Origin of the sequence: Streptococcus sp. HMSC073D05, from assembly GCF_001812015.1 — a bacterium.
GTDB classification, from domain to species: Bacteria; Bacillota; Bacilli; order Lactobacillales; family Streptococcaceae; genus Streptococcus; species Streptococcus parasanguinis_D.
Genome location: NZ_KV807488.1, coordinates 1 through 10,726, shown reverse-complemented (window position 1 = coordinate 10,726; position 10,726 = coordinate 1). Strand labels below are relative to the sequence as shown.

The window sequence follows — 10,726 nt, the reverse complement described above, 5'->3', positions numbered from 1 at the left end:
GGAAAACTAAGATCGTTCTGTCTTCCTATACTCTTCTATATCATTATTTCACTTCTGAGATCAATCCGGTGTCCACATCATACACAGCTCCCGAAATAACGACGTCCTCTGGAATCAAAGGAGAAGCCTTTAAAAGCTCCATATCCTCGCGGACACTCTCCTCAATATCTTGAAAAGGAAGGAAATCGCGATCTCCTACATCCACACCCAGTTCTTTCTTGAGATGCTGACGGAAGCCTTCGTTTTCAAAGGTCTGTGCACCACAGTCTGTATGGTGCAAGACCACAATTTCACGGGTTCCCATTTGCTGCTGGGAAATGACCAAGGAGCGGATCATATCATCGGTCACGCGCCCTCCAGCATTCCGCAAAATATGGGCATCTCCAAGAGCCAGACCTAGTGCAGGCGCCACGTGAAGACGGGAATCCATACAGGTCACAATGGCTACCTGTGTTTTGGGCTTAATCGGAAGACGGAGCTCTCCATGTAGCGCCACATAAGCTTGGTTGGCTGTTAAAAAATTATCAAAATAAGACATGGTCTCTCCTTCATTCCTTTGAAATTCAAATTATCTATTATTTTACCATATCCGATCCTTTCTGTCAGGAGATACCTCCTGTCATCTGTCACATCTGAAAAAAAGCCTTAAACTTCCCGTTTAAGACTTTTCTACTATTTAAATACTTTCTTCAAGACTTCAGCTAGTGTACTCACACCGACCACTTGGATCCCCGATGGCGTCGTGATCCCCGTCAGAGAATTTTTCGGAACATAAATCTTGGTAAAACCGAGCTTGGCAGCTTCATTGATCCGTTGTTCAATCCGGTTGACCCGGCGAACTTCTCCTGTCAAGCCCAACTCTCCGACGAAACATTCCTGCGGGTTGGTTGGTTTGTCCTTGTAGCTCGAGGCAATGGCAACTGCAACCGCTAGGTCGATAGCCGGCTCATCCAACTTAACTCCTCCAGCAGACTTAAGATAGGCATCCTGATTTTGAAGCAAGAGGCCTGCGCGTTTTTCCAACACCGCCATGATGAGACTGGCCCGATTGAAATCAAGCCCCGTTGTCGTCCGCTTGGCATTTCCAAACATGGTTGGTGTCACCAAGGCCTGCACTTCAGCTAGAATCGGACGAGTCCCCTCCATGGTCACAACGATGGACGATCCAGTCGCGCCATCCAGGCGTTCTTCTAGAAAGACCTGACTGGGATTGAGGACCTCAACCAGTCCACCTGATTGCATCTCAAAGATCCCAATCTCATTGGTGGAGCCAAAGCGGTTCTTGACCGCTCTCAGGATCCGGAAGGTGTGGTGGCGTTCGCCCTCAAAGTAGAGCACCGTATCCACCATGTGTTCCAGCATCCGAGGACCCGCCAAGGTTCCTTCCTTGGTTACATGCCCCACGATAAAGATAGCAATGTTATTGGTCTTAGCCAGCTGCATGAGCTCAGCCGTCACCTCGCGTACCTGAGAGACCGACCCCTGCACCCCTGAAATCTCAGGAGACATGATCGTCTGAATAGAGTCAATGATCAGAAAATCAGGCTGGATGCGCTCTACTTCTGCCCGGACACTCTGCATATTGGTCTCGGCATAGAGGTAAAACTCGCTATCGATATCTCCCAATCGCTCTGCACGGAGTTTGATCTGCTGGGCCGACTCCTCTCCACTGACATAGAGAACCGTTCCTACTTGAGACAACTGGGTCGACACTTGGAGAAGCAGGGTCGATTTCCCAATCCCTGGATCTCCCCCGATGAGAACGAGACTCCCTGGGACCACTCCTCCACCGAGTACACGGTTGAATTCCTCCATCTCCGTCTTGGTCCGGTGAACATTGATAGAGGTCACGTCCGCCAATTTCATGGGTTTGGTCTTTTCACCCGTCAAGGATACCCGTGCATTCTTGACCTCTGCGACCTCGACCTCCTCGACAAAAGAAGACCAAGAACCACAGTTGGGACACCGTCCTAGATACTTGGGTGAATTATAGGCACAATTTTGACAAATAAATGTCGTTTTTTTCTTTGCGATGATAAACCTCTTTCTAAATCTCTATCTCACACTCAATCACTTGGCAAAAATCAATCTTCTCATTTGGCACAAACTGGCGCATAAGCATTCCGTGAGTTACAATGATAATAGTTTTATAATTTTTATATTTTTCCAAAGCTCTTAAAAAACGATGACGCATCTCTAGATCAGTTTCATAGCGATAAGGAGAATCTTCAGATAAAGCTCCTTGATGTTTTAGATAATATTCATGAGCTACCAATACACTAGTTAAATCAGAGTTAGTGCCATCTAAGTCTGGACGCCACTCATGAAAAAACGGCTCCACAAACAAGTCCAATCCTGTTTCAACTGCTATATAATGTGCTGTTTCTAAAGCCCTCGTCACAGACGATGAAATAATAATCTCTGCCTTTCCAAAACATACAGTTTTAGCAACTTCTTTTGCCAGACTGCGACCTTTTCCTGTCAATGGTGCTAAATCACGACCAAAACCACTATAGAGTTGGGGATTTTCAAGTTTATCAAGCATACTATAATCTGGCTCCCCATGACGGACAAAGATAATCTTCATCTTATTTCCCTGTACTTCCAAAGCCACCAGTCCGCACGCCATCAGCCTCATCTCCATCTGCAATTAAGAAAGGAGCAAAGACAGCTTGAACCACACGTTCACCGACTTCAAGGACTACTTCCTGGTCGGTAATATTTTTCATCTGAGCAAAGATATGGCCTTCATTTCCTGGATTTCCGTAGTAGTCTCCATCGATAACCCCCACAGAGTTGATTAAGACCAGGCCTTTTTTGCGAGGGTTAGAGGAACGGTCATAAAGATAGAGCACCTCACCCGCTTGCATATAGGCCTTGACCCCAGTTGGCACGAGGACGATTTCTCCTGGTGCAATGACCGTGCGTTCTGCCACCTTTAAGTCGTAACCAGCTGCGTGTGCTGTCTCCCGTTTTGGTAACAAGTCCTGATTGGTATAGCTTGATACAAGTTCAAATCCACGAATTTTTGTCATCTTCATTCCTCTTTCATTCTATATAGTTTCCATCTCTTCTATTATACCATCACTTTGCCCTAGCGTCTCCCCTCTACTACTATTCGTATTTTTAAAAAGAATTCTCTTCAATCTGGAAGTTACATATTGTTTTCATGTTTTTTTCTGAAAACAAAACGCTATCATGACTGATATGACATATAATTTGTGCTAAAAAATGCTATTTTAAGCTTGAAAATAAGCTTTATTTTTGCTATAATTCCCTGTGTAGGGAATAATTTTAAAAGCAAAATATTTTACCCTATAAAATTATTTTGTGGAGGTCGTGTCTCAGCATTCAATTCTTATTACCAACAGATAGGGTTTGAAATATCCAGATCTTTAAGAGTAATCAGGCATTGATGATTAGGCACTATTTTTTTATGAAAAGGGAAGATAAAATGAAAAAGAATAGGAATATTAAAATTTTCTCATTTGTCCTTTGTTTAGTGGCCATGCTTTTCGCTTTAGGTCTGAATCGCACTTCAGCTGAAACTCCTGAAGTTTCAGTAACTGGAAAATTCGTAGATACAATCAAAAATGTTAAGGTATCAAATAATGAAGGCGGAGTTCTCGACTGGGAATTAAAACAATGGGCTACATTCCGTCTTAATGCAGATTTTGATTTATCTGGAAAAAATGTTAAGGCAGGAGATCAAACGATAATTACGGTGCCTGATGCTATAATCATTAACTCTGATAATATTGAAATCAAGGATATCAATACAAATGAGGTGATTGCACATGCAAAACTAAGTGCTGATAACAAGTCCATTACTTTAACTTATACGGATTATGTTGAAAAACACTCAGATACTAAAGGAACTTTCTTCTTCTATGCTCGTGTCGATTTCAAAAAACACCCTCAACAAGGAGAAATTCCAGTTGAGATTACGATTAATAAAGAAACAAAACCTGCCGGGAAGATTACATTTAAAGGTATCGGAGATGGAGATCCACAAGTTTTATCAAAGACTAGTTGGGTTAATGAGAATGACCGAAAAGAGGTTCAATACACTATTTCAGTCAATCGTACAAAACAAAACATCAAGAGTGTAACAATTGAAGATCACTTGAAATTTACAAATGCTTCTTACGTAAAAGATAGCATTAAGGTTGTCAAAGGTAAATTTGCATTTGTAGATGGAGAATGGAAATTCTCTGACCGTGTTGATGTTACAGATCAACATAAAGTTACAGTCGCTGAAGATGGACAATCTTTTGTTATTGATTTAGGAGATATTACTGAAGCGGATCAATACCGAATCGATTATAATGTTCGATTAAACTACCAACCCGTTGATGGCGAATTATTGAATAATGACGCTACATTAAAAGGTGAAGGTGTCGTTGTTAAAGAAGTGACAAATGGTGCTTTAGTTCAAATTGCTGGTGGTGTTGGTGTTGGTTATATTTACTCAATCAATATCCATAAAGTAGATGAGGCGAATCAACCACTTAAGGGTGCTAAATTTAAAGTAGTTCGTCAAGCTAATAACCAAGTTATTGGTGAGTATGTATCAGATGATAATGGTAATATTGCTGTTAACAAACTGTTGAAAGATAAATATATCATCACCGAGGTTGAAGCACCATCAGGCTATGTCATCAAGAATGCAGATACAGAAGTTAATATTGAAGATTTTGGAGCTGATCGTTCAGTAACTAAAACAATTGTGAATCCGAAAGATAAGCCAAAAGAAACACAAGCTACCATCGAACTAGAGAAAGCTCTTACCGGTCGTGCTCTAACAGATGGCGAATTCAGCTTTGAATTGTACGAGGGTGCAACTAAGCTTCAAACTGTTACCAACAAAAACGGAAAAGTAACATTTGCACCAATTGAGTACACCGAAGAAGGTGAACACACCTACACTGTTAAGGAAGTAGCTGGAAATACCCCAGGTATTACCTATGACAAGACTGATAAACAAGTAACTGTTAAGGTGAAAAAAGATGGCGACAACCTGAAAGCAGATGTGGCTTATCCAGATAATAAAACCTTCTCAAATACTTATACGGCTCCTCAACCAGCAAAAGCTAAAATTTCAGCTAGCAAGATTTTAGAAGGTGCTGAATTGAAGAATGGCGAATTCAATTTTCAATTGTTGGATGAAACCGGAAAAGTTCTTCAAACAAAACAAAATGCTGCAGATGGTACGGTAACCTTTGATGACATTTCATATTCATCAGAGGACGCAGGAAAAACCTTCCACTACACGGTCAAAGAAGTTATTCCTGAAAGCAAAGCAAAAGGAATGACCTACGATGAAGGAAGTATTGATGCTACTGTAACTGTCACAAAAGATGATGCAAGCAATACACTCAAAGCTTCTGTGGCATATGGTGATAAAACATCCTTCACCAACAAATTAGTAACAACCTCAATTCCACCAACTCCTCCAACTGTTGACAAACCTGAATTGAAACTCTACAACATTCAATTGCACAAAGCTAACGCAGATGGAAATGCTCTTGCAGGTGCTGTATTTGGTCTCTTTGAAGCTGATGGTACTACTCCTGTAGCAAATCCTTATGGTGCAGGTCAAGCGACCGCAACTTCTGATGCAAATGGTCTTGTAACTTTTACAGGATTTGAAGCAAAAGATTATGTGGTGAAAGAACTTACTGCTCCAGAAGGTTATCAACTATCAACAGATGTGATTAAAGTTTCTGCTAGCGAGTTGAAAGCTGCGACTAACCTCGTCGTAGACAAAGGAACAGTGGTCAACAAACCGTTCACTTCAATTCCACCAACACCACCGACTGTTGACAAACCTGAATTGAAACTCTACAGCATCCAATTGCACAAAGTGAACCAAGAAGGGAAAGCTCTTGTTGGTGCCGTATTCGGTCTCTTTGAAGCTGATGGTACGACTCCTGTAGCAAACCCTTATGGTGCAGGTCAAGCGACCGCAACTTCTGATGCGAACGGTCTTGTAACCTTTACAGGATTAGAAGCAAAAGATTATGTAGTAAGAGAGCTTACAGCTCCAGATGGTTACCAATTATCAGATGAAGTCATCAAGATCGCAGCTAGTGATTTGGTTGCTTCAAACAGTGTAGTGGATAAAGGAAATGTCGTTAACAAACCGTTCACTTCAATTCCACCAACTCCTCCGACTGTTGATAAACCTAAATTAAAACTTTACAATATTCAGTTGCATAAAGTGGACGCAGATGGAAATGCTCTTGCAGGCGCTGTATTCGGTCTCTTTGAAGCTGATGGTGTCACACCAGTTGCCAACCCTTATGGAGAAGGACAAGCGACTGCTACTTCTGATGAGCATGGTCTTGTAACTTTCATTGGATTTGAAGCAAGAGATTATGTTATCAAGGAATTGACAGCCCCAGCTGGCTATCAATTGTTGAGCGATCCAATCACTGTTACAGTGGAAGACTATGTGAAATCTACAAACTTTGTAGTAGATAAAGGAAATGTCGTTAACACGAAGACACCTCCAACTCCGCCAACTACTCCTTCAACACCTCCAACACCTTCGACTGATAAACCTAAAGGAAATCATCCTTCTGGTAAACAATCAAAAGAAGGTAAGAAACAAGTCCTTCCTTCTACTGGTGAAACAGTAAGTACTGGACTTATTGCAGCAGGGCTTGCCCTTGCAGGTGCTGGAAGCATGCTCGTTGCTAAAAAGCGCCACGAATAATTCTAAAACAGGTTTTCATCTAGCATTGCTAGATGGACCTGTTTTTTTTATTGATGACCGCCCTGTTTTCTGATCTTATTTCCGGTGTTTTTGCGTCTTTTCTAAGACACAAAAAAGAGATCAGCTCAAGTCCAACCTCTTAACTTCATTATAATTCCTGTAATAAATAACGGAAGAGTTCTAAATTCCCTTTTTCTTCATTGACCAAGTATTCTGGATGCCACTGCAAGCCCATAATCCGATGGCCATCTACTGCTTCAATCGCTTCGATGGTGTGATCACGCGGATCAAAGGCAGTCGCACGGAAATTTGGTGCAAGATCCTTGATACTTTGACGGTGCACGGAATTGATCCGACTGGCCTGACCAAAGAGTTGCTCTACCACACTACCTTTTTTTGTCTCGATAGAATGGGAAGTCCCAAATGGAAGACCTTGCCAATGACCTTCGATCTCTTGGTTGAGTGTTCCTCCAAAAGCCACATTGATCAACTGAACTCCACGGCATATTCCTAGAACCGGTTTGTTTTGGCGAACTGCTTCCTTCAGTAGGGCAAGCTCAAATTGATCGCGTTCGATATTGTAATCATCGCTTTCGATCGTTTTTTCTTCGCCATAGAGACTAGGATCGACATTTTGGCCTCCGCTTAAGATCAATTTGTCAATCGTTTCAACATAGTCCTTAACCAAGGAAGGATCTCCCATTGGAATGACCATTGGAAGCCCACCTGCTTGACGGATCCCTTCCGCAAATTGACTAGACACGGAGGAATGAAGGTTTTTCCCTTCCGGGTCAACCGGACAGAGATTAGCGGATACTCCAACAATTGTTCTGCACATATTCATTCCTCCTTCATTTTAACTACTACTTATCTTACCACCCATTAGTGATAGTGTCTAATATGTATTTTTTAAAACCGTGATAGATTTTATTTATCACCCTCACCTTCCTCACAAAACAATTGATAATCATACAAGTTTTTTTACCTATATTATGTTAAAATAGAGAGGAAAATAGAATCGTCCTTCAAGGCACTCATTAGGCCTTTTCGAAGGTGCAAGCGCTAGATTCCTAGCCTTGTTGAAAAATAGACATAGAAATGGAAGATACAATGGAAAAACAAACCGTTGCAGTATTGGGTCCTGGTTCATGGGGGACAGCCCTTTCACAAGTCCTCAATGATAACGGCCATGAAGTCCGTCTCTGGGGAAATATCCAAGAACAAATCGATGAAATCAATACCGATCATACCAACAAACGCTATTTCAAAGATATCGTTATTAGTGAGGAAATCACTGCTACGACTGATTTGAAAGCTGCCTTGGACGGAGTAGATGCTATCCTCTTTGTCGTTCCTACAAAGGTGACCCGCCTGGTCGCTAAACAAGTCGCTGAAACACTGGATCACCCTGTCACAGTCATGCACGCTTCTAAAGGGCTAGAACCTGGTACACACGATCGGATTTCTCAAATCCTTGAAGAAGAAATCCCTGCTTCTCTTCGCAGTGAGGTTGTGGTCGTTTCTGGACCGAGTCATGCGGAAGAAACCATCGTACGGGACATCACCCTCATTACAGCTGCCTCAAAAGATTTAGAAGCTGCACGCTATGTTCAAGAACTCTTTAGCAATCACTACTTCCGCCTCTATACCAATACAGATGTCATAGGAGTGGAAACTGCTGGAGCCTTGAAGAATATCATCGCAGTCGGAGCTGGGGCCCTGCACGGTCTTGGTTATGGGGACAATGCCAAAGCAGCTATCATCACGCGCGGTCTCGCTGAAATCACGCGCCTTGGCGTTAAGCTCGGAGCTAGCCCATTGACCTATAGCGGTTTGTCTGGGGTCGGTGACTTGATCGTTACCGGAACTTCTGTCCATTCCCGCAACTGGCGAGCTGGGGATGCTCTCGGACGTGGCGAAAAATTGGAAGACATCGAAGCCAACATGGGCATGATCATTGAAGGGATCTCTACGACCAAAGTCGCCCATGAGCTGGCCCAAGAATTGGATGTCTATATGCCGATTACACAGGCCATTTACCAAGTCATCTATGAAGGAAAAGATATCCGCGAAGCCATCCACCACATGATGAGCAATGAATTTAAAGAAGAAAATGAGTGGAAATAAGTCAACCACCCTATCATCAATCCTACCCTTTAGAAAGGAAACTATATGACTAAAGTTAGAAAAGCAGTCATTCCTGCGGCTGGTTTGGGGACACGCTTCCTCCCAGCTACCAAAGCTTTGGCAAAGGAAATGTTGCCAATCGTTGACAAACCTACGATCCAATTCATCGTAGAAGAGGCTCTGAAATCTGGAATTGAGGAAATCCTTGTCGTAACAGGGAAGGCTAAACGTTCGATCGAAGACCATTTCGATTCTAACTTCGAATTGGAATACAACCTCGAGCAAAAAGGCAAGACTGACTTACTCAAGTTGGTCAATGATACAACAGCGATCAATCTTCATTTCATCCGTCAAAGTCACCCTCGAGGTTTAGGGGACGCTGTTCTTCAGGCAAAAGCCTTTGTTGGAAACGAGCCTTTTGTCGTTATGTTGGGAGATGATCTGATGGACATCACTAATGATGATGCCTTGCCATTGACCAAACAATTGATGAACGACTACGATGAAACCCATGCGTCAACTATCGCTGTGATGGAAGTCCCTCACGAAGAGGTTTCTTCTTACGGTGTGATCGCACCTCAAGGCGAAGGCATTAACGGTCTTTATAGCGTTGAAACTTTTGTCGAAAAACCAAACCCAGAGGATGCTCCAAGTGATCTCGCTATTATCGGGCGCTACCTCTTGACTCCTGAAATCTTTGATATTCTTGCAAATCAAGAACCAGGTGCTGGCAATGAAATTCAATTGACGGATGCGATCGACACCCTCAATAAAACCCAACGAGTCTTTGCCCGTGAATTTAAAGGCCAACGCTACGATGTAGGTGATAAATTCGGCTTCATGAAAACTTCGATTGACTATGCCTTGAAACACCCTCAAGTCAAAGATGATCTTAAACAATATATTATCGACCTTGGAAAAAAATTAGAAGCAACTGAACAAACTGCAGACTAAAAAAGAAGGAAGAGAGATTTCATTCTCACTTCCTTTTTTTGTTGTATCTTATAAACTGTATCGTTTAATGGGTTCTACGTTTTTCGATGTAGTAGCCAAATCCAAAAACTGTCAAAAGAACTCCGCCTACCATCGTCGCGATTGAGATACTTTGTCCGGTTGATGGTAATTTTTTCTCACCTTTCTTCACTTCAATTTTTGCTGCAGATTTATAAACTACTCCATAAGTCGAGAAATGAGAGGTTGTAAATGTTACGGCTGACTTATCTTCATTTAGTTGGAATTGGAAGGATTCCAATTGACCATCTTCACCGATACCATAAACTGCTTCTACTTCTTTTTGCCCATTGACTGGAATGGTCACAACCGTTGAACTAATTTGATGTACAGGATTATTTTGGTTCGATAATTGAATATTATATGCCTTGTACTCTTTACCAGCTAGTTCTTTAACATCTTTCAAAACTTCAACAAGGAGACTATAGCCACCTTGAGCAAAATCAGGGTTTTGCAAGACGATACCTGTTGCCTGGTCTACTAAAATATATGAATTTGTTGGTAAAACTGGGCGACCAACGGTACTAACACTGTTACTGTTTGTAGGAACAATAGTAGTTGTACTACTTGGTGTTGTTTCCTCCTTGCTTGGTTCTGTACTTGCTTCAGTGCTTGGTTTCGTTTCTTCCTTGCTTGGTTCTGTACTTGATTCTGTGCTTGGCTTCGTTTCTTCCTTGCTTGGTTCTGTACTTGACTCAGTGCTTGGCTTCGTTTCTTCCTTGCTTGGTTCTGTACTTGATTCTGTGCTTGGTTTCGTTTCTTCCTTGCTTGGTTCTGTACTTGATTCTGTGCTTGGCTTCGTTTCTTCCTTACTTGGCTCGGTGCTTGACTCGGTGCTTGGTTTCGTTTCTTCCTTGCTTGGTTCTG

The 10,726-nt window shown here is 42.3% G+C and carries 9 protein-coding genes; 3 read left to right on the top strand and 6 right to left on the bottom strand.

Annotated features, from left to right (window positions below):
- Positions 1-43 precede the first annotated feature (43 nt).
- From HMPREF2832_RS03340 to HMPREF2832_RS03325, 4 genes are all read right to left on the bottom strand, one after another.
- Positions 44-538: a beta-class carbonic anhydrase gene (locus HMPREF2832_RS03340; protein ID WP_070505548.1), complete on the bottom strand. Its 495-nt coding sequence runs from the start codon at positions 536-538 to the stop codon at positions 44-46.
- A 134-nt stretch (positions 539-672) separates the two neighbouring features.
- Entirely contained in the window at positions 673-2,034 is a 1,362-nt protein-coding gene (gene radA, locus HMPREF2832_RS03335; RefSeq protein WP_080978958.1) for a DNA repair protein RadA, read from the bottom strand.
- A 13-nt stretch (positions 2,035-2,047) separates the two neighbouring features.
- Complete coding sequence (locus HMPREF2832_RS03330) at positions 2,048-2,587, bottom strand: histidine phosphatase family protein (RefSeq protein WP_049497061.1); 540 nt, start codon at positions 2,585-2,587, stop codon at positions 2,048-2,050.
- Position 2,588: 1 nt separating this feature from the next.
- Positions 2,589-3,035 carry a dUTP diphosphatase gene (locus HMPREF2832_RS03325; protein WP_023919767.1) on the bottom strand — a complete coding sequence of 149 codons (447 nt, stop codon included), beginning with the start codon at positions 3,033-3,035 and terminating at the stop codon, positions 2,589-2,591.
- Positions 3,036-3,454: 419 nt separating this feature from the next.
- Here HMPREF2832_RS03325 and HMPREF2832_RS10560 point away from each other — a divergent pair, with 419 nt between their 5' ends.
- Positions 3,455-6,721: a SpaA isopeptide-forming pilin-related protein gene (locus tag HMPREF2832_RS10560; RefSeq protein ID WP_070505547.1), complete on the top strand. Its 3,267-nt coding sequence runs from the start codon at positions 3,455-3,457 to the stop codon at positions 6,719-6,721.
- Positions 6,722-6,869: 148 nt separating this feature from the next.
- On the opposite strand, the gene HMPREF2832_RS03315 is transcribed toward HMPREF2832_RS10560, so the two are convergent.
- On the bottom strand, positions 6,870-7,559 hold the full coding sequence (locus HMPREF2832_RS03315) for a gamma-glutamyl-gamma-aminobutyrate hydrolase family protein (RefSeq protein ID WP_003002057.1): 690 nt from the start codon (positions 7,557-7,559) through the stop codon (positions 6,870-6,872).
- Positions 7,560-7,831: 272 nt separating this feature from the next.
- Between HMPREF2832_RS03315 and HMPREF2832_RS03310 the strand changes: the two genes are divergently transcribed.
- Together HMPREF2832_RS03310 and galU are read left to right on the top strand one after the other, a co-directional pair.
- The gene (locus tag HMPREF2832_RS03310) at positions 7,832-8,848 is read left to right on the top strand and encodes an NAD(P)H-dependent glycerol-3-phosphate dehydrogenase (RefSeq protein ID WP_061455810.1); all 1,017 of its coding nucleotides are present in this window, start codon (positions 7,832-7,834) and stop codon (positions 8,846-8,848) included.
- 45 nt (positions 8,849-8,893) lie between these two features.
- Positions 8,894-9,802, top strand: a complete 909-nt coding sequence (galU, locus tag HMPREF2832_RS03305; RefSeq protein ID WP_049491186.1) for a UTP--glucose-1-phosphate uridylyltransferase GalU — start codon at positions 8,894-8,896, stop codon at positions 9,800-9,802.
- A gap of 64 nt (positions 9,803-9,866) precedes the next feature.
- On the opposite strand, the gene HMPREF2832_RS03300 is transcribed toward galU, so the two are convergent.
- A partial coding sequence (locus HMPREF2832_RS03300) for an LPXTG cell wall anchor domain-containing protein (RefSeq protein WP_148131348.1) occupies positions 9,867-10,726 on the bottom strand: 860 nt, incomplete at its 5' end.